Below are 21,975 nucleotides of genomic sequence, written 5' to 3' on the forward strand. Positions count from 1 at the left end.
CCGTCGGACCGAATTGACAGCGACCGACCTCGATGATCGAACACGCGCCCTATGTCCTCTTCCGGGACGACAGCGAGAACCGCACGACGGTTTTCGCCGAGCCTTTGCGCGTCATCACGGCACGGACGAGGGCTGAGTTCCACCGCGGCCTTGGCGAAATCGAGGCGGCCCATCGTGCCGGCAAATGGATCGCGGGCTTCATGGCCTACGAAGCGGGCCATCTTTTCGAGAAGAAACTGGCCCCCTTCGCGCCGGAGAACCGGGAAACGCCGCTGATGTCCTTCGGCGTCTTCGACGCGCCGGCAAAGGACCATCCGCTTGCGGTGCCTCAGCGGCGCATCGAAAACGAGCCCTTCCTCGCGGAGCCCCGCGCAGGCTGGGATTTTCCTGCTTATCGCCAGCGTTTCGAAAAGCTGCACCGGCACCTGCGCCAGGGCGATTGCTACCAGGCCAACCTGACCATGCCGATCCATGCGCGCTGGTCCGGCGATCCGCTTGCCGCATTCTGGTCGCTGATCGAGCGTCAGCCGGTGAAATACGGCGCGCTCGTCGCCCTCGACGGCCCGGTCCTGATCTCGCGCTCGCCGGAACTTTTCTTCCGGGTCGACGCCGACGGCTGGATCGAGACGCATCCGATGAAGGGCACGGCGCGGCGCGGCGCGAGCCCTGATGAGGACGACGCGATCATCGCGGCGATGCGCGCCGACGAGAAGACCCAAGCCGAGAACCGCATGATCGTCGACCTTCTGCGCAACGACATCTCCCGCGTGACCGAAGTCGGCACGCTCGACGTGCCGAAGCTCTTCGACATCGAGACCTATCCGACGGTCCACCAGATGGTGAGTCACGTCAGGGCGAAGCTTCTGCCTGATATCGGCATCGCCGACATTTTCGCCGCGCTCTTTCCCTGCGGCTCCGTGACCGGCGCCCCGAAGATGCGGGCGATGGAAATTCTCCACGATCTGGAGTCCGGGCCGCGTGACGCCTATTGCGGCGCGATCGGCTACATCGCCCCGAACCGCACCATGCGCTTCAATGTCGCGATCCGCACCATATCGCTCTTTGCCGGGGGCCGGGCTGTCTTCAATGTCGGCGGCGGCATCGTCTTCGATTCCAAGGCCGAGGCAGAGTACGAGGAGTGCCTGTTGAAGGCCCGCTTCGCCGTCGGCGATGCCGAGATCGCCCGATGACCGGTTTTTCCCTGATCGAGACGCTGCGCTACGAACCGGAGAATGGCTTTACGAGGCTGCGGCTGCATCTGGCGCGACTGACGCGCTCCGCCAGGCGCCTCGGCTTTTCAGGTGCGGCCGCAGCCGAGGCGACGCTGGGGCCAGCCGTTTCGGGCGCGCGAGCGCCGCTGCGCGTGCGCCTCACGCTCGACCGCGACGGCAGCATCGACGTGACGACGGCGCCCTTCGTGCCGCTTGCCGACGGCGCGGCGTGGCGAGTGCGGATCGCCTCGACGCGGCTTGATTCCAGCGACCGCCTCCTCCGGATGAAGACCACGCGCCGGAGCCGCTACGAGGCGGCACGCAGCGAGTTTTCCACGGCCGAGGCCGACGAGGTCATCCTGCTCAATGAAAAGGGGGAAGTCTGTGAGGGGACGATAACTTCGGTCTTTCTCGATGACGGCAGCGGGTACTTGAAGACGCCGCCGATCGCCTGCGGCCTTCTCGCCGGCGTTCTGCGCACGGAGCTCATCTGCCAGCGGCGGGCACGGGTCGAGCGGTTGGCTCCCGCCGATCTCGCAAGCGGCCGTCTTTACATCGGCAATTCCCTAAGGGGACTGATCCGGGCTGAACTCACGGTCCGATCCGGGTAGCGTATGACGCTTGACGCGATCGCGCCCTTCACGCTTGGCGATGTAAAGGGCATCGTCCGCGCGTGAATAAATGTCCCTGACGCTGTCGCCCTCCCGATACTCCGCAAGTCCGACCGAACAGGTGTAGAAGAACTCCGGTATGTTCGAAAGCGGTCTGGCGTTGCGGACCCTGTCCAGCAGCCGATCGAGGATGAGGTTCGCTTCGCTGACGGTGGTGTCCGGCAGGATCAGCATGAACTCTTCGCCGCCGATTCGCCCGAAGCAATCGGAGCGCCGGACGAATTCCTGCATCTGCCGGGCGAAGTCGAGCAAGACCTCATCACCCCGATGATGGCCATAGCGATCGTTGATCGCCTTGAAATAGTCGATGTCTATGATTGCCACGCACCCCCACATGTGCGGGTTCTCGGCGCAGTTGCGAATGAACTCGTTGAGCCTTTCCATCGTGTAGCGCCGGTTGGGCACGCTGGTGAGTTCGTCCACCTGTGAGGCCCTGAGCGCGAAATCCCGGTCCTGGCGAAGCTTGCGCTCCCCCGCCCGCACCTCCGTAATGTCGACGGCGATGCACAGCATCCAGCCTTTCTGGTCCACGGTCTCCGTCATCCAAAGCCAGCGGCCGTCGTGAAGGTCGGTCTCGACCGTGCGGAAAGGTACCTTCCCGCGCCGGTGGACCGTGGCGGCGATCCAGCCTTCGAGGTCGTCAGTCTTGAGAACGGTGCCCCTGCCCGCGGCATGATTGCGGCGCATGATCTCCGCCCAGGTCGGCGCTTCGCCCTCGCCGACGTGGTAGGCCGATCGAAAGGCTTCATTGGCGTAGCGCAGCCGATCCTGCGGATCATAGAGCGCGATGAGCACCGGCGTTGCGGCTTGCAAGCCCATCAGGGCCTTGAGGTGATCACCAGTCACGTTGGTCTGCTCCAGGAACTTCGGTCGCGATGCGAGGCAATGGGCTCTGTTGAAGCTATAGCACGATGCGCTTGCGGCAAGCTGCCCGAATCGCGATGATTCCGGAATCGACCCGAAATCGTGCCGGTGCGGCCGCGGCATCGCTGCCCCTGGAAGATAGCCGGTTAAGCAAAGTCGCAGGTGCCGCCTTGACGGGACCGCTCTTTATTGTGACAGGAAACTGTGCTCTACAGCGCCGCGCATCTATCCAGACGCACGAAAGTCCGCTGCACTCTATAGTTTGCCTGAGTGGTTCTGCCCGACATGCAGTCCTCACCAGGAATTCGAGGCTCGCTTCTTGCGCCCATCCAAGCATCGCACAGGGATGTTTTCTCAGGAGAAAGACAAAAATGGCAGACACCACCTATCCGGTTTATGGCGAGATCGCCGGCCCGATCGTGATGATCGGCTTCGGGTCGATCGGCCACGGCACCTTGCCGCTGATCGAGCGCCACTTCAAATACGACAAGAACCGGTTGATCGTGGTGGAGCCCCGTGAGGATGCCAAGGACGCGGAAATATTCGCGCGCCATGGCGTGCGGCACGTGCGGGCGGCCGTCACCAAGGACAACTACAAGGAACTGCTGAAGCCGCTCCTGACGGAAGGCGGCGGCCAAGGCTTCTGCGTCAATCTCTCTGTCGACACCTCGTCGCTCGACCTCATGAAGCTTTGCCGCAAGCTCGACGTCCTCTATGTCGATACGGTCGTCGAACCGTGGCTCGGCTTCTACTTCGATGCCGAAATGGACAATTCCGAGCGCACGAATTACGCCCTGCGCGAAACGGTACGCCGGGAGAAGGAAAAGAACCCGGGCGGCACCACGGCGGTTTCGACCTGCGGCGCCAATCCCGGCATGGTCTCCTGGTTCGTCAAGAAGGCCCTTCTCAATCTCGCCGACGATCTCGGCCTGAAATACGAAGAGCCGCATCAGGACGACCGGGAAGGCTGGGCGAAGCTGATGAAGAAAGCGGGCGTCAAGGGCATTCACATCGCCGAGCGCGACACCCAGCGCGCCAAGCACCCGAAACCGCTCAACCTGTTCTGGAACACCTGGTCGGTAGAAGGCTTCATTTCGGAAGGCCTGCAGCCGGCCGAGCTCGGCTGGGGCACCCACGAGAACTGGATGCCGAAAAACGCCAAGAAGCACAAGAAGGGCTGCAAGGCGGCGATCTATCTGGAGCAGCCGGGTGCAAACACCCGCGTGCGCAGCTGGTGCCCGACGCCCGGCCCGCAATACGGCTTCCTGGTCACGCACAACGAAGCGATCTCGATCGCCGACTTCTTCACCGTCCGCGACAAGGACGGCGACGTTTCCTACCGCCCGACCTGCCATTACGCCTATCACCCGGCCAATGACGCCGTTCTCTCGCTGCACGAGATGTTCGGCAATGGCGGCACGGCGCAGCCGGAGCTGCACGTCCTCGACGAGCACGAGCTCGTAGACGGCGTCGACGAGCTCGGCGTGCTGCTCTACGGCCATGCCAGGAACGCTTATTGGTACGGCTCCCGCCTCTCGCTGGAAGAGACACGCCGCATCGCGCCCTATCAGAACGCCACCGGCCTGCAGGTCACGAGCGCCGTTCTTGCCGGCATGGTCTGGGCTTTGGAGAACCCGAAGGCCGGCATCGTCGAAGCCGACGAGATGGACTACAAGCGCTGCCTGGAAGTGCAGATGCCTTATCTCGGCCCTGTCGAAGGACATTACACCGAATGGACGCCGCTCGACGGCCGCCCGGGCCTTTTCCCGGAAGACATCGACACGAAGGACCCCTGGCAGTTCAGGAACATTCTCGTCCGCTGAGGATCACGCGACGAAGCACGCCCTGTCGGCCCGGAGCAGTCCTGTTCCGGGCCTTTTCTTTTCGAACGCCGCGCGCATGCCCGCTCTTGCTTTCAACCCATGATCGCGGCATGTTTCGCGCACGCGTGTCTCAAAAGACGCACAACGGTCGTTGCGGTGCTGTGAGACGCCGCACAATTGTGCGTCGATCGGTTTCGATTCACGGAATTATGCGGTAGAGCGGGACAGGAAAGTATGAAGCGGTTTTGCGTTCGCATCCCGCTCAACTCGTGACGCGGGAGAAACGCCGATGAAGCCATTCGCCATCCTCACCCTCCTGGCAACTGCCGCCGCGCTGGCATCCTGTCAGTCTCAGCCTCGGGAACTCCGGCCAATGTCGTCGGCGCCGCAGGCGACGGGTGTCGAGGGTTCCTGGGTCGATCCGAACGGCATCGTCTCCACTTTCGCAGGCGGCACCTTCTCGACGCGCACGACCGACACCAACCAGCTTCTCGCCTCCGGCAACTATGTGAACGTCAGCCCGACGCTGGTGGAAATCAACATGACCTCGCTGGTGCGCAACACCCAGTCCAAGGTCAACTGTGCGCTGGCAACGCCGGCGCAGCTGAACTGCACGACGGACTCCGGCGCACAGTTCTCGCTGGCGCGCCGCGGCTGACACGGCGCCAGATGATGAACGAGGGCCCTGGACGGGCCCTTTTTCTTGCCGGGACGGCTTAACCTTGTCTGAAATCCGGCGGCGTCGGCATGCGTTTGCGGCTTGAAGTCGATCCCGACTGGTGAAAACATCCGCTGCAGCGCGGCGGGTCTTACCTGCGACTCGGCCGGCAGCACACAGGAGCACACCATGATCAGACACATGCGGACCGGCCTCGTTGCCGCTTCCCTTCTCGCGCTCTCTTCGGGCGCAGCTTTTGCCGATTATGAACTGAACATCCTGCACATCAACGACCTTCATTCGCGCATCGAATCGATCAACAAATTCGATTCGACCTGTTCGGCCGAGGAAGAGGGCAAGAACGAGTGCTTCGGAGGCGTCGCCCGCCTCAAGACGCTGATAGACCAGAAGCGCCAGGAACTGACGGGCAAGAACGTGCTCCTGCTCAACGCCGGCGACAATTTCCAGGGCTCGCTCTTCTTCACCACCTACAAGGGCACCGCGGAAGCGGAGTTCCTCAACCTGATGAAGTTCGACGCGATGACCGTCGGCAACCACGAATTCGACGAAGCCGAAGATGGCCTTGCCAGCTTCCTCGACAAGGTCACCTTCCCCGTCGTCACCGCCAATGTCCTGCCGAGTCACAAATCGAAGATCGGCGATCGGATCAAGCCGTCGATCGTTCTGGATGTCGGCGGCGAAAAGATCGGCATCGTCGGCGCGGTCGCAAATGACACGCCTGAGCTCTCCTCGGTCGGGCCGGATATTCTGATCGGCGAGGACGTGGCGACGATCACCAGCGCGATCGAAGAGATCAAGAAGCAGGGCGTCGACAAGATCATCGCGCTCACCCATGTCGGCTATCCGCGCGACCTCGCGGCGATCGCCAAGATCCCGGACGTCGACGTGGTGGTCGGCGGCCATTCCCACAGTCTGCTGTCCAACACCGACGAGAAGGCCGAGGGGCCATATCCCACCATGGTCGACAACCCCGGCGGCTACCAGGTGCCGGTGGTACAGGCCGGCTCCTACAGCAAATATCTCGGCGACCTCGTGGTGACGTTCGACGACAACGGCGTCGTCAAGGCCGCCAAGGGCGACCCGATCCTCGTCGATTCCTCCGTGAAGCCGGACGAGGCCGTGGCCGCACGGATCAAGGAACTCGCAAAGCCCATCGAAGAGTTGCGATCGAAAGTGATTGCCAAAACCGAGGCGCCGATCGACGGATCGCGCGAGACCTGCCGCGCCAAGGAGTGCGAGATGGGCAGTCTCGTGGCCGACGCGATGCTCGATCGCGTCAAGGGCCAGGGCGTGACGGTCGCCATCACCAACGGCGGCGGCTTGCGCGCTTCGATCGACGGCGGCGACGTGACGATGGGCGAAGTCATCACCGTCCTGCCCTTCCAGAACACGCTTTCCACCTTCCAGCTGAAGGGCTCCGACATCCGCGCAGCCCTTGAAAACGGCCTCAGCCAGGTCGAAGAAGGCGGCGGGCGCTTCCCGCAGGTCGCGGGCCTAAAATATTCCTTCGATCGTTCGAAGCCCGCCGGCAGCCGCCTCGTCAGGGTCGAGGTCAAGGAGGGTGACGCCTTCGCGGCACTCGATCCGGAAAAGACCTATTCGCTCGTCAGCAACAACTTCATGCGCGGCGGCGGCGACGGTTACGCCGTCTTCAAGGACAAGGGCGAGAATGCCTATGACTACGGTCCGGGCCTCGAAACCGTGCTCGCCGACTACCTCGCCGCCCACCAGCCCTTCAAGCCCTACACCGACGGCCGCATCACGGAAGTGGCTGCCGCAGCCCCGGAGGCCGCGCCCAGCGCTGCACCGGAGTCGGACGCCGCCGCGCCGGAGACGGAGGCCGCCGCAAAGCCGGCGGAAAGCGAAGCGGCCACCACTGCCCCCGAGGCTTCGCCCCCGGCGGCAGCCGCTGCCGAAGGCCCACGCAAGCACGTCATAGCGCGCGGCGATACGCTGTGGGACCTCGCGGAATCCTTTTACGGCAGCGGCACCGAATGGCGGAAGATATCGGCCGCCAACGGGGATCCGGCGCCGCGAGCGCTTGAAATCGGCCGCGAGCTGGACATCCCGGCCGAGTAAGACGATTTGCCTCGACATTTGGGACCGGCGCGGGCTTTCCCGCGCCGGTTTTTCTTCTTAGAAGGCTTTGAAACTGCCGGCGCGACCACCACCTTGCAAAGGTGCGCGCCTCACGAGGACCGAAATGACCGCCATGGATGCCGAGCCGAACACCAATCACCCCGCCGTCAGCTACGGAAAGGTCGGCGTGCTCCTCGTCAATCTCGGCACGCCGGACGGCACCGACGTCGCCTCGATGCGCCGCTATCTGCGGGAGTTTCTGAGCGACCGCCGGGTGATCGAATGGTCGCGTCTCTTCTGGTACCCGATCCTCTACGGCATCGTGCTCAACACACGTCCGCGCAAGGTCGGCAAGGCCTACGAGCTCATCTGGAACAAGGAGCTGAACGAGAGCTGGCTCAGGACCTATACGCGCAATCAGGCGGCACTGATGGCGGATGCCTTCGGCGGCCAGCCGCAGGTCGTCGTCGACTGGGCGATGCGCTATGGCCAGCCCTCCATCGCGTCGCGCATAGAGGCGCTGCAGAAAGCCGGATGCGAGCGGATTCTCATCTTCCCGCTCTATCCGCAATATGCCGCCGCCACCACCGCCACAGTCAACGACAAGGCCTTCGAGGCCTTGCTCAAGATGCGCTGGCAGCCGGCGCTCAGAACCGTGCCGCCCTATCACGACGACCCGGTTTACATCGATGCCCTGGCCACCTCGATCACCAAGCATCTCGCGACGCTCGACTGGGAGCCGGAGCTGGTGCTCGCCTCGTTCCACGGGATCCCGAAAAGCTATTTCGAAAAGGGAGATCCCTATTATTGCCAGTGTCAGAAGACCGCACGCCTTCTGCGCGAAAAACTTGGCTGGCCGAAAGAAAAGCTGCAGGTGACCTTCCAGTCGCGATTCGGCCCCGAGGAGTGGCTGCAACCCTATACGGACGCCACCGTGGAACGGCTGGCCAAGGAGGGTGTGAAGAAGATCGCCGTCATCAATCCGGGCTTTGTTTCCGACTGTCTGGAGACGCTCGAAGAGATCGCCGGGCAGGCGGCCGAGAGCTTCCACCACAATGGCGGCGAACAATTCGCCCATATCCCCTGCCTGAACGACAGCCCCGAGGGCATGGCGGTGCTCAACCACGTCGTGCGCCGCGAGCTGGAAGGTTGGTTGTAGAACAGCGCCATTCCCGACCGGGAATTGCCGCGACCTAAATCCTCCCGAAGTCGAAGACGAATACGCCGTCCTCGAGTATGGCGTTCGTAATGGCGGTTGCGAGAGGCAGAAGGGTGGCGGCATCGTCGATTTGCCGCAGCAACGAGCCGACCATTCTTGCGGTGTCGATGCCTTCGACCGTTTCGCCGCCGAGCTCGCCCGACATCACGTCCGCAACGGTTCGGCCAAGCCCGAGGCCATGACCGAGCCGGCTGTTGCGTCCGCCGCCCACCGTCACGTGCAGATCGCCGATGCCGGCGCGGTCGAAGGCGGAAGCACGGTTGCCGCCGATCCGTTCGCAGAGCAAAGCCATTTCCTGAGCCGCCTGATTGAAGGCCGCCGCAGTCGGGTTTTTTGACTGGCCGTCGGCGCGCAGCCCGTCCGGATAGCGGGTCTGCATGGCGCTGACACCGATTGCGAAGAAATTCTTGAGCGCCGCGCAGGCCTCGACGCCGGTCACATCCTCACCCACCGCGAGCCGGTAATAAGGAGTCCGCATCAAGCCCGCGGCGAAGTCCGCGGCCGCCCTGTCACGGCTGGCATAGATGCTGGACGTCGGATAGCGGTTGGCAAGCTCGCGCGCGATACATGGCCCGCCGATGCCGATGAAGCTCTCCATATTGGCGATCCGCGGCGGCAGCGTCTCGGCATAGGTGACGATCCGCTCACCCTCGCGGTCGAGACCCTTCGTCACGAAAGCCACCGGCTTTTTCGAGCGCAGCAGACCGCTCAGCCGGTCGGCCGCCCAGGCGACACCCGGGCTGCTGACGCCGACGACGATGAGATCCGCCGTGTCGGCATGTTCCGTCCGGAGTTCCTCGTCCGCGAGGATCGTCACCGTTTCGGCAAGCGTCGCGTCGAGCTTCGGGTGGATTTCACCCGCCTTCATCCTGGTGACAGGCAGCGTGTCGAGCGGCGTGCCGGCCAGCAGTACCCTGTGGCCGTTGTCGCTGGCAGGCACGGCCAGGGCAGTACCCATGACGCCTGCCCCTAAAACGAGGATCGTTGCCATATACGCCCCCCGCCGCTGTTCAGCGCATCATCGCGGCGACATTGCCGCCGTCGACGGTGACGACCGCGCCGGTGGAGGTCCGTGCCTTGGCCAGATGCACGAAGGCCGCCGCCACGTCGGCGCCTGTCACCTCGCGGCGAAGCATATTGCCTCGCATATAGTCCTCCGGCGTCACGCCCCGCGCCTTCGAGCGTTCCTCCACCATCTTGTCGGTCATGAGGCCGGTACGGATACGGTCCGCATTGACGGCGTTCGAGGTGATACCGGAGCCGCCGTGCTCGATCGCATATTGGCGCATCAGCGCCATCAGCGCCGCCTTTGAAGTCCCGTAGGGGCCGAAATCGGCGCCGGGATTCACCGCTTGCTTGGAGACGTTGAACACCAGCGCGCCGCCCGTTTTCTGCTGCTCCATAACGCGCACCACGGCACGCGCGACATAGTGATGGCTCCAGAAATTGAGGTCGAAGGCTCTGCGGAAGGTCGCCTCGTCGACGCCAAGCAGCTTGCCCTGGAAGGCGGCTCCGGCATTCGAGATCAGAATGTCGACACCGCCATAATGCGCCACGGCCTTGGCGACGGCTGCGTCTACCGCCTCCGGATTGGTCACGTCGCACAGCACCGGCAGCGCGCCGAGCTTTTTCGCAGCCGCCTTCAGCGCGTCCTCGGAAATGTCGAAGAGCGCGAGTTCGGCACCCTCCGCCTTCAGTGCCTCTGCCACCGCGAGGCCCAGCCCGCTTGCTGCGCCGGTAACGATCGCCACCTGTCGGGTCAAAGGCCTTTCCTGCACCTTTGCCAGCTTCACCTGCTCAAGCGACCAATATTCGATGTCGAAGAGATCGGCCTCAGAGAGCGCCTCGAACGCCTCGATGCCTTCCGCTTTGGTGATGACGTCGATGGTTGCTTCCGCCACGTCCGCACCGACGATCGCATTCTTTCGCGCCGCGCCGGCGGCGAAGAGGCCGATGCCGGCGACATAAAACACCCGAGGCTTCGGGTCGAGCATCCGCTTGCCACCGCCGACACGGGCATTGTTGCGCTCGAAATAGTCCCTGTAGTCGGCCTCGAAGGCGGCAACCGCCGCCCGCGCCTGCTCTGCCCATTCGCCGAGCCTGTCCTTTTGCGGCGCCGGCAGTGCCACTCCGAAGCGTTTGATGTGGATCACGTGCTCCGGTGTCGCATTGCCGCGGCGCGTCAGGCTATCGACGTTTTCGGCGTTGCAGAATTCGAGGATCTTCTCGCCCGTACGGTGCTCCAGAACGAACCGCTTCGGCGTACCTTCGAGGCCCGTCTCGATCGCCAAAGCCCCGCGCAGGATCGGCGCAATCTCCGCGGCGGAAGCCAGGTTGTCGGGGAGGACGATGCCCGCGAACGGCTTCGCCCTGCCCTGGGAGAGACGCCGCTCGGCCTTGTCGATTTTGGCGATCATGTCCTCATAGGCCTCTCGTGGCTCGTCCGACCAGGTGAAGATGCCGTGCTTCAGCAGGATCATGCCGTCGCCCTTCGGGTTTGCCTTGAAGGCGGCATCGCAGGCCTTGGCCAGATCGAAGCCCGGCATCACATAGGGAACGATGATCGACTCGGGAAAGAGCTCTCGGATCAACTCTTCGCCATGCGGCTGATTGGTGAGCGAAACGATCGCATTCGCATGGGTGTGATCGATGTGCTTGAACGGAAGGATCGCATGCAGGATGGCTTCGACCGACGGGTTGGGCGAAGCTGGATCGATGAGCAGGCGGCGTTGGAGCATCACCATGTCGTCGTCGGAGAGCGTCTCGAAGCCGATCATCGCCTGCAGCGGCTGCAAGCGCACCGCCGGCAGTCCCTGCGGCTCGATCGTACCCATGTCCCATCCGCTGCCCTTGACGCAGAGTACCTCCACCTCGGTGCCGTCCATCTCTTTGAACGTGGTCTTGACCGATGTGTTTCCGCCGCCGTGCAATACCAATTCCGGATCGGAGCCCAGCAGCCGGGTCGTATAGGTGCGGACCGCAAGATCGCGATTGACGCCTTTGGCGGCATAGCCCTCTACGGTCGAAGTGAATTCGGAGTCCAACCAGCGCGACTTCATGACAGTTCCTTTCCTGGCCGGCACCGCGTTCGAGCGGCCGGCTCCCAGTCGATCAATCGTGTAATGTCCGGTCCGCAGCGGTCAGATGCGGACCTCGGTCTCGGCATCGAACACGTGCACCTTGGAGGGTGGGATCGCAAAGCGAACCTCGGCGCCCTCCGAAAACCGCTCCGCCTTGTCGACGACAGCGACGAAGCTTCCCTCCGGGCCCTGGCAGAAAAGCTGCGCGTCATGGCCAAGCCGCTCGGTGAGGATCGCTTTGGCTGCAAGCGGACCTGCGGCATCGACCACCACGTCGGTCGGGCGCAGGCCGAGGACCACCTTCCTGCCCGGCTTCAATGCCGGGGACGCCTCCACGGCCAGCCGGCCGGCCGCCGTATCGACGGCGGGAGCGCCATTGTCCGCCACCACGGTTCCGGGGAGGAAGTTGATGGACGAAGAGCCGATGAAGTCTGCAACATATTTGCTGGCGGGCCGGTCGTAGACGTCGTCGGGCGAGCCGATCTGCTCGATCTTGCCCGCGCGCATGACGACGATCTTGTCGGCCATGGTCATGGCTTCGATCTGGTCATGGGTGACGTAGATAGTGGTGGTCTTCAGCCGGTTGTGCAACTGGCGGATTTCCGTGCGCATATGAGCGCGCAGCTTGGCATCTAGATTCGACAGCGGCTCGTCGAACAGGAACACCTCCGCCTCGCGCACCATGGCGCGACCCATGGCGACGCGCTGGCGCTGGCCGCCGGAAAGCTCCCTAGGATAACGATCGAGATAGGGGGTGAGGTTGAGGGTTGCGGCCGCCCATTCCACCCGCTCCTTGATCTCCGCGGAAGGAACCTTCGCCACTTCCAGGCTGAAGGCGATGTTGTCGTAGACCTTCATCGTCGGATAGAGCGCGTAGTTCTGGAAGACCATGGCGATCGAACGGTCACGCGGATGCACGTCGTTCACACGCTTTCCGCCGATCATGAGATCGCCTTCGCTGACGGCCTCGAGGCCGGCCGTCATTCTGAGCAAGGTCGTCTTGCCGCAGCCCGACGGTCCGAGCAGGACCACGAATTCGTGGTCCTCGATTCGGAAGGAGATGTCGCGCATGATCGTGACGGCACCGAAGGACTTGCCGATATTCTGATATTCCACGGTCGCCATCGGTCGTTACTCCCTTGTTCGTTTCGGCCGGCCGTCGCGGCAGCTCTGTCTCAATACTTCTGCCGCGTCGGCGTGATGACGATTTCCTGGACGATCGCGCGTTGCGGCAGCCGATAGGCGTCGAGGATGAGGTCCGCGACGATTTCCGCTGAAATACCGCCGCCGATCGCCGCCTTGTTCGCCTTGTAATTGGCAAGAGTGGTCTCGTCCTTCACGTGGTCCAGCACCTCCGTTTCGATGATGCCGGGGGAGACGACGATGACGCGCACGTCGTGCGGCGCCAGATATTCGCGCAGACTTTCGGACACCGCGTGGACGAAGAACTTTGTGCCGCAATAGACCGTATGGTCCGGGTAGACCTTGCGTCCGGCGATCGAGCTCATCATCACCAGCGTTCCCTGCTTCCGCCCGATCATACCGGATAGCACCGCATGCACGCTGTTCATCACACCCTTGGTGTTTATGTCGATCATCTCGTCCCATTCTTCCGGTGCCTGACGGGCGATGTCGCCGAGCCGTGCGATGCCGGCATTGGCAAACATCATGTCGACCGGCCCGAACTTCGCCTCGGCTTCGCCGACCGCATCCGCAAGTGCGGCGCGATCGCGCACGTCCGCCTTCTTCAGAACGGCATTGGGCAAGTCCAGCGACTCGAGCCGGTCGAGCCTGCGGGCTATGAGCAGCAACGGATGGCCGGCTTTGGAGAAGGCGCGGGCGACGGCCTCTCCAATGCCGGAACTGGCGCCAGTGATCGCTATCAGCGGTTTTTCGGGCATGGTGATCCCCTGTTTTTGCGTTTGTCCCGACCGGAAGGGGCACCGCTAAGACGGCGCGCGCTTGCCGAGGCGCAATGTCGCCGCCGCATTTCGACATGCAGCGGCGCCCCATCCGGATGTGAGTCAGCCTTTCAGAACGGTTTCGACCTGCGAGGCGATGTCGTCCATCGCCTCCTTGGAGGAGCCGTAGCTGCCGGCGAAATACTTGCCGAGGCCGACGGGAATCGTGTCGCTCGACAATTGCGCCCATTCCGGCAAGTCCGGTTCCGAGCCCATGTATTTGTCGATCGTCTCGCGGACGACCGACAAGTGACGGGTCGTGCCGGCGCCGACCCGGGCATTGGCCTTGACGCGCGGGTCGTCATAGACCGAGGCGCGGGTGGGGCCGGTGCCGCCGCCGAGCGTGGTGATGAGGGCCTGCGTGTCGGCGCAGGTGGCCCATTGCATGAAGATCCACGCCGCATCCGGGCTTTTCGAATATCTGGACACCGCCAGCGACGAACCGCCCTGGTGGCCGGTACCGGGGATTTCGCCGTAGCCGCATTCTTCGGGCTTCCTGAGCGCGGCCGGCTGCGGCGGGACGACCGCCTCGCAGAGGCCGGAAACCTTGGTCTGGCTGGCATCGTCGAAATAGGGAAAGAACTCGCCCCAGGAGAGCATGGAGGCGGCAACCCCCTGAGCGATCGCCTGGCCCTGGCCGTCCCAGGTCCACTGGTCGACACCCGGCGGCATGGTTTCCTTGAGCCTGGTGTAATAGTCGAGCGCGGCGATGCCCCGTTCGTCGTTGCCGACGAATTTCTTGTCGGCATTGAAGATCGAGCCGCCATTTCCCCAGAGCATGGAGGTCCACTCACACTCCAGCGCATAGTGGCCCGACTTCATCTGCCCGGCATAGCCGTAGAGGTTCGGCCCCATTTCCTTCGTGATGGCGGCGGAATTGTTCAGCAGGTCCTCGAACGTCGTCGGCGCCTTGAGACCGAGCTTTTCGTAGATATCCTTGCGGTAGATCATGATGAAGATGGGAATGTCGTAGGGAACGCCAACCCAGCGATCCTCATACTTGGCGATGCCGTCGACGAGCGCCGGCATGAAATCGTCGATGTTGTAGTTCGGCATGGCGAGGTCTGGCTTGTCCTGAAGCTGCTCGCGCGGATCGAACACGTCCTGGCTGAAGGATGCCGACCAGCTCTGGTCGATGTAATAGAGATCGTAGGTTCCGAGCGAAGAGGCGACGTCGAGCGTCAGCTTCTGCAGAACCTGTTCGAGCGGCAGGACCTCGATCTCGACCCTGATGCCGGTCGCTTCCTCGAAATATTTCTTCAGCTGCGAGTTGATGGCGTTCGACGGCGGAGTGGATTCCGTGGCGAGCTTCAACGTCGTTCCCGCAAAGGGCTTGGCGACGTCCTTGAGCCAGGAGATCACCTCGGCCGACGGCTGAAGCTGTTCCTGGGCGAGCGCCCTGCTTAGGCCGAAGGGGCGGTTGCCGAAACCCATTCCGAGCGCGGTTGCGCCGAGGCCGAGCGTGCCGGCGGCGCGCAGGAAGCTGCGGCGGTCGATCTGGCCGCGGACGAAGCGGTCGGTCACAGACGCGAGATAAAACTTTCTGTCTTTCTCTTTCATGTCTTCCTCCTCTATCGGCGCCGGAAATGGCCCCGATCTCTCCTGTTGTCGGCGCGAGCGCCGCATTCTCACTGCTTCAGCGAACCCATCGTCAGGCCACGGACGAGGTGGCGTTGAACGAGCAGGATCACGACGAAGGCGGGCACGATCGCCGCTGCCCCGAGGGCGGCCATGTTGCCCCAGGCCGTTCCGATCGATGTCACGAAGGTCGACGACACGACCGGCACGGTCTTCAGCCCGGTCTGCGTCAGGGTCAGGACGAAGAGAAACTCCGTCCACGAGAAGATGAAGCAAAGTACGGCGGTAGCGGCGATGCCGCCCTTGGCCATCGGCAGCACGATGCGTCGGAAGATCGTCCAGCGCGACGCGCCGTCGAGCAGCGCGCTCTCGTCGATCTCCGCCGGTATGTCGTCGAAGAAGCTCTTCAGAAGCAGTACCGCCAGCGGCAGGTTCATGAGACCGTGCACGAGGATGACACCCGTATAGGTATCGAGCAGGTTGAACTGCTTGAATATGAAGAACATCGGGATCGCCACCGCTACCGGCGGCATCATGCGGGTCGACAGCACCCAGTTGACGAATTCATGGCGGCCGCGGAAATGCATGCGCGACAGTGCATAGGAGGCAAGGGTCGCGACCACGATCGCCAGCACCGTCGAGCAGGATGCGACGACGATCGAATCCCAAAGGCGCGGCCCCATGTAGAAGTTGCCGCCACCCGGCGTCACGGCTTCCTGGCTGCCGAAGCCGAAACCCAGCGATATGCCGAAGACTTGCTCGAAATTCCTCACGGTCGGCTGGAAGCCGAAGAAAATCGGCGGCCAGTTGAAGATGTCCTTTGCGTCGCGGAAGGCGACCGATGTCCAGAAATAGATCGGGAAGAAGAAGGCTCCGACGACGAGCCAACCGGCAATGGTGCGCAGCGTGCGGGCGAAAGCGCTCTGATGCATGTTACCACCTCACCTTTGCAACGCGGATGAATGTGTTGGCAATGACCATGACGATGATCAGGCTCGTCAGACTCAGCGTGGCGCCGTAGCCCCACTTCAGAAACGAGAAGGTCTGCTGCCAGGCATAGAGGCTGACCGTGTAGGTGGCGGTGCCTGGCCCGCCCGAGGTCATGACGAAGACGTAGTCGAACACGCGGAATAGGTCGATGCCGCGCAGCAGCACCGCGACGGCGATGACGCGCGACATCATCGGCAGCGTCAGCCGGCGGAACATCTGCCAGGACGATGCGCCGTCGATCATCGCCGCCTCGTAAGGCTCCGCCGGCAGCGAGCGAAGCCCGGCCAGGAAGATCAGCACCATGAACGGCGTCCATTGCCAGACTTCCGCGATCAGAACCCCGATCAGCGCGAGCGAGGACGTGGCAAGCATCGGCGTCGCCTTGTCGAGCAGGCCGACGAGGCCCAGCAGATAGGAGAGCGCCCCGAACTGCGAGTCCTCCATCAGGAGAAACATCATGCCGGCAATGGCGGGGGGGATGACCAGCGTCATCGAAAGCACCGCGCGCAGCATCCCGAAACCCGGCAGTTCGGCGTCGAGGAGAAGCGCGATCGCCATGCCGAGGACGATTTCGATCGTCAGGGCCACGGCGAAATAGAGGAACGTGACACCAAGTGCACCCCAGAAGCGACTGTCGTTCCAAAGTTGAATCCAGTTGTCGACGCCGACGAACTTGAGTCCTCGGCTCTTCGGCACGAATTCGTGGAAGCTCAGCCAGACATTGTAGATGAACGGATAGATGGTGAAGACGGCGAGCAGCGCGATAAGCGGCAGGAGCCACGGCCACGGCGAATCCGAGATCGCGATGCGTTTTACCTGTGCAATCGACATTGCCTTCTCCTCCCACGGACGCCAGTCGCGGCGGTAACCCGCCCCGGTCCGTCCCCTCCGACAATTCGACGGTGCGGAACACCGTCGTCTCCCCTCGTGCGCCCGCCTTCCCCGGAAGCGGTCCTAGCCTGCCGCGCGCGCCGCCTCGCCGCTGCGGCGCCGTTCCTGCATGTATCTGTCGAGCGCCTCTATCTCCTCGCTCGTCATCCGCAGTCCCGACTTCGTGCGCCGCCAGACTGCGTCGGCAGCCGTCAGTGCAAACTCGCGCTCCATCAGGAAGGTGATCTCCGCCTCGGTCATGGAGCCGCCGAAGTCGCGGCCGAGTTGGGCGCGCTCCCGCGCCTTGCCGAGAATGCCGCGTGCCTCCAGTCCGTAATGACGCACCAGTCGGCGCGCCTCCCGCCAGGTGAGATAGGGATGCTCGGAGAGAATGGCTCTTGCGAGATCGTCGGCCGTTCCAACCGGAAAGGCGCCGCCTGGAAGCGGCTGCGCCGCCGTCCAGCCCCGCTGCCTGTTCCACTCGGGAAAGACCGTCGCGAGCTGTTCCAGGACATCCTCGGCCAGGCAGCGATAGGTGGTGATCTTGCCGCCGACGATGGAGAGCATCGGCGCCTGCGCTTCTGGCCGATCGAGCTCCAGCACGTAATCGCGCGTCGTCTCCTGCGCGTTGGCTGCGCCGTCGTCGAACAGAGCGCGCACGCCGGAATAGGTCCAGACGACGTCGGCTGCGGAAAGATCGGCACGGAAATAGGACGATGCTGCGGTCAGCAGATAATCTATCTCCTCCGCCGACGCGGTGACCTCTTCGGGAGCGTGCCTGTAATCCCGATCGGTCGTGCCTATGAGGGTGAAATCCTCCTCATAGGGAATAGCGAAGAAGATGCGGCCGTCCGGATTCTGAAAGATGTAGCAGCGGTCGTGCTCGTAGAGCTTCCTGACGACGATGTGACTGCCCTGAACCAGGCGTACGCGGCCCGCCGCACCGACGCCCGCGACCTCGGACACGATCCTGTCGGCCCAGGGGCCCGCGGCGTTGACGAGGGCGCGAGCCGTCGCTTCGCTCTTCAGGCCGGTCTCGGCATCTTCGAAAGTCAGCCGCCAGAGACCGCCCTCGCGGCGCGCGGCGACGCAGCGTGTACGCACCCTGATTTCGGCGCCTCTCATCGCCGCATCGCGCGCATTGAGTACGACGAGTCGGTTATCCTGCACCCAGCAGTCGGAATATTCGAACCCAACTGACGAGACGTCGCGCAGCGGCTCCCCTGCAGGGTGGTTCCTCAGCCGCACGGTCTGCGTTGCCGGCAGGAGCTTGCGCCCGCCCAGATGATCGTAGAGGAACAGGCCGAGCCGCAGCAGCCAGGCGGGACGCAATCCCTTGCGGTGCGGCAACACGAAGCGCAGCGGCCAGATGATATGCGGCGCGATTCCCCAGAGCCGCTCGCGCTCTTCCAGAGCATGGCGGACCAGTCGAAACTCGTAGTGTTCCAGATAGCGCAGGCCACCATGAATGAGCTTGGTGGAGGCCGAGGATGTGGCCGAACCGAGGTCGGATTGTTCGGTGAGCAGGACCCTCAGACCGCGGCCAGCCGCATCGCGGGCGACGCCTGCTCCGTTGATGCCGCCGCCGATAATGGCAATGTCGAAGGCCGCTCCCTTCATGCCGCGTCCCTCCCCGACCGGGCGTCGAGGATGTGGTTCGCAACCTCGACGAAGCCGTGACCTCCCTCGCGGGCCGCCACATAGGCCGGCTCCGCCTCGATGCGACCTTTGAAGGAGAGCACGTTCGCAACGCCACAGGCATTGGGGAAGAAGCCGAACATAGGCGCATCGTTCGGGCTGTCGCCGACGAAAACGATCGTCTCGCGCTCGCTGTCGATGTCGACGCCCAGAATGTCGGCGGCGAAGCGACGCGTCGTGGTCAGCTTGTCATAGGCGCCATACCAGCCGTTGACATGGATGGAAGAGATCTTGGCGACGGCACCCTCCTCCTCGAAGATGCGCTTGATCCGGTCCACCTCCGATGCCGGGAGCGCCGGCACGTCCTCGCAAAAATCGATGGCGAGATCGGCCTCTCGGTAGAGCTGATCGGCAGAGACCGCTGCGCCGCGCACTTCCGCGAGGATACGGGCGCTCACCTGGCTGAGCTTCTCGCGGTCGGCGGCACGCTGGGCTTCGGCGATAGCGAAGCGGCGGTGCATGCGATGCTCCGTCTGGTCGTAGGCGAAATAGAAGGCGCCATTTTCGCCGACCACTCCCGCGACCGGCCACATGCGGGCGATCATGTCGCACCAGCCGGCCGGTCGCCCGGTAATCGGGGCAACGGCAACGCCCGCCTCGGCGAGGCGCTCGACGGCGTCGTAAGCGGCGGCCGGCAGCCGGCCTTCGTTGGTCAGTGTGTCGTCGATGTCGGCAAAGAGCACCTTGATCCGGGCGGCGACATCGATCGGCATCTCGGCAACCGCGCGCATCGCCTCACGCCTCCCCGGCGGCGAAATCCTCGAGGATGCCCGCGTCGGCGGCGATATCGAGGAAGGTGTAACGGTTGCGCATCTCTCGGCAGTGCAGCACGGCCTCCCGGTAGGTATCGGCCGGCAGGCCGAGGTCGGCCGCCGTCATCGGGCCGCCGGCATCCCGTAGAAGTCTCTCCATCTCGGCCACCGGCAGTGCGAAAGCCTCCAGCTCCCGGCGCAGCGTCGGCCAGAGTTCGGAGAGCTTTTCGTTGATCTCGCCGGCGGAAGCTGCATCGAAAATCTTCGGCTGGATTTCGGCGTAGCACTGGGCGGCGATGTCGTCGCCCATACGCCGGGCCATCTCGGAAGGGTCGATCTTCGTGGGGCGGACGACCGGCGGCTTGTCGCTGTCGAGGAAGATGCGCTGCAGCCGCGCCATGGTCAGCGTTGCTACCCCCACCTGCTGGCCGTGCAGCGTGCCCGGATGATTTTCGCCGGCAAAGCAGTCGATATAGTGAGATATCTGATGCTCGCCCATCGAGCCGTGGTTCGACATTCCGGTGAAGGAGACCCCAAAGCCGCAAAGCGTCAGGACGCGATGAAGGTAGCCGTTGGCCTCGATGCTACCTTCGGCAATGCCCGCCGCACGTGCGTTCAACGCCCGCTCGTCGGCACCCTGGAGGATATAGGGTACGCTGGAATAGAGACTGCCCGTCAGCCGGTGGGACATCCACCAGTCGATTTGCGCGACAGAGCGCACGAGGCAATCGGCGAAACCGGCCGCCGAGAGATAGCGAGGCGCCGCGGCAGTGACCGCGAGATCGACGAAAAAGCCGGCCGGCGCATGCGAGGGAAGCGAGACCTTCAGGCCGTTTTCCAAGGTGATGGAGGCAGTCGTGGAAGTATAGCCGTTCATCGAGGCGGCCGTTGCGAACACGGCGTATCGGCGATTGGTGCGCCCGGTGACGAATTTGCAGAGGTCGTTGATCGTGCCGGAACCCACCGCGATTACGGCATCCGCCCCTGAAAGCCTTTCGGTCAACGCGCTCACGGCACCCATATCCGCATGCGGATGGTCAAGAATGACCGCATCGACCGGACCGAGGCTCTTCAGCGCGGATGCGACGCGCCCGCCCATCGCATCCCAGGTGGCTGCGTCGGATACCACCGCATAGCGTTCGCCCAAGCCGAGGCTGGCGACGAGATCGGCCTCGGCTCCGTCCAGCGATTCCGCAATGGCGATCTTCTCGTAGGGAACGCTGGCCGGCCTACCCGTTTCGGGGTTGATCCAGTTCCCGGCAAGAATGTCGTCGATGAGGACCGCCCAGCGTCCTTCGGGCGCACATGCGGCGGTGTTCTGCTGGCTTGCCGTTTCCATACCCTCGTTCCGTGCTCTCAATCCTCGTAGCATGTGACAACATGGATTGGCATATGTCAATACACATGCCAGATATGATTGACAAATGCCATCAGGCTCTGCCAGATAGCGCCATGGCAAGGGAAAAGACTTCCGGCAGGACCGGCGAGGAAACCACGGCGGGGATACCCACCGAGTTCGATGATGCGGTGATGTGGGCCGCCTGGCTCTACTATGCCGACCAGATGACGCAGAGCGAGATCGCCAAGCAGCTCAACGTATCGCGAGCCACCATCGTCAATTACCTGCAGGAGGCACGCGAGCGCGGCATCGTCTCCGTGAACATCAACCCCAAGGCCGGCGGCCGCACCAGCGTCGCCCGCGCGCTGATGGAGAAGTTCGGCCTTCAAGGCGCCTTCGTCATCCCGAACGGTGACGAGGAGAGCCTGTCTCAGCGGCTCGGCGAAGCCGGCGCGCGCGTGTTGGCCGACCAGATCGAGGACGGCGATACGATCGGCGTCGCCTGGGGGCGCACCGTACTCGCCGTCGCAGACCGCATTTCCCTGACGCGCCCTGTCGGAAATCTGACCGTGGTGCAGGTCTCCGGCAGTTCGACCGGCGAGCCCAACTTCTCGCCCGAACTCTGCACCTCCCTGCTTTCGAACCGCATCCACGCCCGCTGCGTCAACCTTTTGGCGCCTGCCGTTCTGTCGACGCGCGAGCTGAAGGCGGCGTTGCTCAACGAACCGGTGCTGAGGAAGCAGATGGATCTGGTGCATTCGACCAACCGCATTCTCTTCGGCGTCGGCGACATCGGCCCGAAGAGCACGGTGCGGGCCTCCGGCATCGCAAGCCGGGAGGAGATAGACGACTATGTCGCGCGCGGTGCCACGGCCGTGATTATCGGTCGCTTCATCGATGCGCATGGTGCCGCGATCGGCGGAGACCACGATGAAAGGATGGTCGGCATTTCGCTCGACGAGCTGAAGCAGGTGGCGAGCCGCATTTGCGTGGCCGGAGGCGCGGTCAAGATCGCCGCGATCACCGCCACGCTCGAAGCCGGCTACGCCACCCATTTCGTAACCGACATCGCCACGGGAGAGGCGTTGCTGGCGAAGTGATCAGGGCGACCGCCGGTCGTCCGGTGCGGCTGATCTCGGCCGGGAGGAAGGGCCAACGCGT

General features: G+C 63.6%; 18 protein-coding genes. 7 read left to right on the forward strand and 11 right to left on the reverse strand.

What is annotated here, in order from left to right:
* Nucleotides 1-32 precede the first annotated feature (32 nt).
* Both ACTJKL_RS04375 and ACTJKL_RS04380 read left to right on the forward strand, forming a co-directional pair.
* Complete coding sequence (locus ACTJKL_RS04375) at nucleotides 33-1,190, forward strand: aminodeoxychorismate synthase component I (protein ID WP_440852253.1); 1,158 nt, start codon at nucleotides 33-35, stop codon at nucleotides 1,188-1,190.
* Nucleotides 1,187-1,822 (forward strand): aminotransferase class IV family protein, encoded by a 636-nt coding sequence (locus ACTJKL_RS04380; RefSeq protein WP_440852254.1) that lies wholly within the window; start codon nucleotides 1,187-1,189, stop codon nucleotides 1,820-1,822. Before ACTJKL_RS04375 ends, ACTJKL_RS04380 begins: the two co-directional genes overlap by 4 nt.
* Here the strand turns inward: ACTJKL_RS04380 and ACTJKL_RS04385 are convergent.
* Nucleotides 1,778-2,728: a sensor domain-containing diguanylate cyclase gene (locus ACTJKL_RS04385; protein WP_018096790.1), complete on the reverse strand. Its 951-nt coding sequence runs from the start codon at nucleotides 2,726-2,728 to the stop codon at nucleotides 1,778-1,780. The genes ACTJKL_RS04380 and ACTJKL_RS04385 overlap by 45 nt on opposite strands.
* Nucleotides 2,729-3,117: 389 nt before the next feature.
* Here ACTJKL_RS04385 and ACTJKL_RS04390 point away from each other — a divergent pair, with 389 nt between their 5' ends.
* From ACTJKL_RS04390 to hemH, 4 genes are all read left to right on the forward strand, one after another.
* Nucleotides 3,118-4,569, forward strand: a complete 1,452-nt coding sequence (locus ACTJKL_RS04390; protein ID WP_440852255.1) for a homospermidine synthase — start codon at nucleotides 3,118-3,120, stop codon at nucleotides 4,567-4,569.
* Nucleotides 4,570-4,858: 289 nt separating this feature from the next.
* Nucleotides 4,859-5,227 carry an outer membrane lipoprotein Omp10 gene (omp10, locus tag ACTJKL_RS04395; protein WP_003531074.1) on the forward strand — a complete coding sequence of 123 codons (369 nt, stop codon included), beginning with the start codon at nucleotides 4,859-4,861 and terminating at the stop codon, nucleotides 5,225-5,227.
* 189 nt (nucleotides 5,228-5,416) lie between these two features.
* Nucleotides 5,417-7,327 (forward strand): 5'-nucleotidase C-terminal domain-containing protein, encoded by a 1,911-nt coding sequence (locus tag ACTJKL_RS04400; protein WP_440852256.1) that lies wholly within the window; start codon nucleotides 5,417-5,419, stop codon nucleotides 7,325-7,327.
* 124 nt (nucleotides 7,328-7,451) lie between these two features.
* On the forward strand, nucleotides 7,452-8,486 hold the full coding sequence (gene hemH, locus ACTJKL_RS04405; RefSeq protein WP_440852257.1) for a ferrochelatase: 1,035 nt from the start codon (nucleotides 7,452-7,454) through the stop codon (nucleotides 8,484-8,486).
* Between the two features lie 34 nt (nucleotides 8,487-8,520).
* Here hemH and ACTJKL_RS04410 read toward each other — a convergent pair whose 3' ends face one another.
* The 10 genes from ACTJKL_RS04410 to ACTJKL_RS04455 form a co-directional block, all read right to left on the reverse strand.
* On the reverse strand, nucleotides 8,521-9,537 hold the full coding sequence (locus tag ACTJKL_RS04410) for a glycerol-3-phosphate dehydrogenase (protein ID WP_411933232.1): 1,017 nt from the start codon (nucleotides 9,535-9,537) through the stop codon (nucleotides 8,521-8,523).
* A gap of 19 nt (nucleotides 9,538-9,556) precedes the next feature.
* Entirely contained in the window at nucleotides 9,557-11,605 is a 2,049-nt protein-coding gene (locus ACTJKL_RS04415; RefSeq protein ID WP_440852258.1) for a bifunctional aldolase/short-chain dehydrogenase, read from the reverse strand.
* Nucleotides 11,606-11,686: 81 nt separating this feature from the next.
* Nucleotides 11,687-12,751, reverse strand: coding sequence for an ABC transporter ATP-binding protein (locus tag ACTJKL_RS04420; protein ID WP_440852259.1), 1,065 nt, complete (start codon nucleotides 12,749-12,751; stop codon nucleotides 11,687-11,689).
* Between the two features lie 50 nt (nucleotides 12,752-12,801).
* Entirely contained in the window at nucleotides 12,802-13,527 is a 726-nt protein-coding gene (locus tag ACTJKL_RS04425) for an SDR family oxidoreductase (RefSeq protein WP_018096783.1), read from the reverse strand.
* Nucleotides 13,528-13,650: 123 nt separating this feature from the next.
* Entirely contained in the window at nucleotides 13,651-15,147 is a 1,497-nt protein-coding gene (locus tag ACTJKL_RS04430; protein WP_324762327.1) for an ABC transporter substrate-binding protein, read from the reverse strand.
* Nucleotides 15,148-15,215: 68 nt separating this feature from the next.
* On the reverse strand, nucleotides 15,216-16,097 hold the full coding sequence (locus ACTJKL_RS04435) for a carbohydrate ABC transporter permease (protein WP_018096781.1): 882 nt from the start codon (nucleotides 16,095-16,097) through the stop codon (nucleotides 15,216-15,218).
* Between the two features lies 1 nt (nucleotide 16,098).
* Nucleotides 16,099-16,986 (reverse strand): carbohydrate ABC transporter permease, encoded by an 888-nt coding sequence (locus tag ACTJKL_RS04440; protein ID WP_102762211.1) that lies wholly within the window; start codon nucleotides 16,984-16,986, stop codon nucleotides 16,099-16,101.
* Nucleotides 16,987-17,109: 123 nt separating this feature from the next.
* Complete coding sequence (gene glpD / locus ACTJKL_RS04445; protein WP_440852260.1) at nucleotides 17,110-18,645, reverse strand: glycerol-3-phosphate dehydrogenase; 1,536 nt, start codon at nucleotides 18,643-18,645, stop codon at nucleotides 17,110-17,112.
* Nucleotides 18,642-19,454 (reverse strand): HAD-IIB family hydrolase, encoded by an 813-nt coding sequence (locus ACTJKL_RS04450; RefSeq protein ID WP_275597354.1) that lies wholly within the window; start codon nucleotides 19,452-19,454, stop codon nucleotides 18,642-18,644. The genes glpD and ACTJKL_RS04450 overlap by 4 nt, the downstream gene beginning before the upstream one ends.
* Nucleotides 19,455-19,458: 4 nt before the next feature.
* Nucleotides 19,459-20,814 carry a sn-glycerol-1-phosphate dehydrogenase gene (locus ACTJKL_RS04455; protein WP_440852261.1) on the reverse strand — a complete coding sequence of 452 codons (1,356 nt, stop codon included), beginning with the start codon at nucleotides 20,812-20,814 and terminating at the stop codon, nucleotides 19,459-19,461.
* Nucleotides 20,815-20,927: 113 nt separating this feature from the next.
* Between ACTJKL_RS04455 and ACTJKL_RS04460 the strand changes: the two genes are divergently transcribed.
* Complete coding sequence (locus tag ACTJKL_RS04460; RefSeq protein WP_018096776.1) at nucleotides 20,928-21,914, forward strand: sugar-binding transcriptional regulator; 987 nt, start codon at nucleotides 20,928-20,930, stop codon at nucleotides 21,912-21,914.
* Nucleotides 21,915-21,975 lie beyond the last annotated feature (61 nt).

It is taken from the genome of Sinorhizobium sp. 22678, assembly GCF_052044265.1.
Classification (GTDB): Bacteria; Pseudomonadota; Alphaproteobacteria; order Rhizobiales; family Rhizobiaceae; genus Sinorhizobium; species Sinorhizobium meliloti_A.

Excerpts from the sequence above, each read along its gene's own strand:
- ACTJKL_RS04375 (WP_440852253.1), top strand. The coding sequence starts at position 33 with ATGATCGAACACGCGCCCTATGTCCTCTTCCGGGACGACAGCGAGAAC.
- ACTJKL_RS04380 (WP_440852254.1), top strand. The coding sequence starts at position 1,187 with ATGACCGGTTTTTCCCTGATCGAGACGCTGCGCTACGAACCGGAGAAT.
- ACTJKL_RS04390 (WP_440852255.1), top strand. The coding sequence starts at position 3,118 with ATGGCAGACACCACCTATCCGGTTTATGGCGAGATCGCCGGCCCGATC.
- omp10 (WP_003531074.1), top strand. The coding sequence starts at position 4,859 with ATGAAGCCATTCGCCATCCTCACCCTCCTGGCAACTGCCGCCGCGCTG.
- ACTJKL_RS04400 (WP_440852256.1), top strand. The coding sequence starts at position 5,417 with ATGATCAGACACATGCGGACCGGCCTCGTTGCCGCTTCCCTTCTCGCG.
- hemH (WP_440852257.1), top strand. The coding sequence starts at position 7,452 with ATGACCGCCATGGATGCCGAGCCGAACACCAATCACCCCGCCGTCAGC.
- ACTJKL_RS04410 (WP_411933232.1), bottom strand. The coding sequence starts at position 9,537 with ATGGCAACGATCCTCGTTTTAGGGGCAGGCGTCATGGGTACTGCCCTG.
- ACTJKL_RS04415 (WP_440852258.1), bottom strand. The coding sequence starts at position 11,605 with ATGAAGTCGCGCTGGTTGGACTCCGAATTCACTTCGACCGTAGAGGGC.
- ACTJKL_RS04420 (WP_440852259.1), bottom strand. The coding sequence starts at position 12,751 with ATGGCGACCGTGGAATATCAGAATATCGGCAAGTCCTTCGGTGCCGTC.
- ACTJKL_RS04425 (WP_018096783.1), bottom strand. The coding sequence starts at position 13,527 with ATGCCCGAAAAACCGCTGATAGCGATCACTGGCGCCAGTTCCGGCATT.
- ACTJKL_RS04430 (WP_324762327.1), bottom strand. The coding sequence starts at position 15,147 with ATGAAAGAGAAAGACAGAAAGTTTTATCTCGCGTCTGTGACCGACCGC.
- ACTJKL_RS04435 (WP_018096781.1), bottom strand. The coding sequence starts at position 16,097 with ATGCATCAGAGCGCTTTCGCCCGCACGCTGCGCACCATTGCCGGTTGG.
- ACTJKL_RS04440 (WP_102762211.1), bottom strand. The coding sequence starts at position 16,986 with ATGTCGATTGCACAGGTAAAACGCATCGCGATCTCGGATTCGCCGTGG.
- glpD (WP_440852260.1), bottom strand. The coding sequence starts at position 18,645 with ATGAAGGGAGCGGCCTTCGACATTGCCATTATCGGCGGCGGCATCAAC.
- ACTJKL_RS04450 (WP_275597354.1), bottom strand. The coding sequence starts at position 19,454 with ATGCGCGCGGTTGCCGAGATGCCGATCGATGTCGCCGCCCGGATCAAG.
- ACTJKL_RS04455 (WP_440852261.1), bottom strand. The coding sequence starts at position 20,814 with ATGGAAACGGCAAGCCAGCAGAACACCGCCGCATGTGCGCCCGAAGGA.
- ACTJKL_RS04460 (WP_018096776.1), top strand. The coding sequence starts at position 20,928 with ATGGCAAGGGAAAAGACTTCCGGCAGGACCGGCGAGGAAACCACGGCG.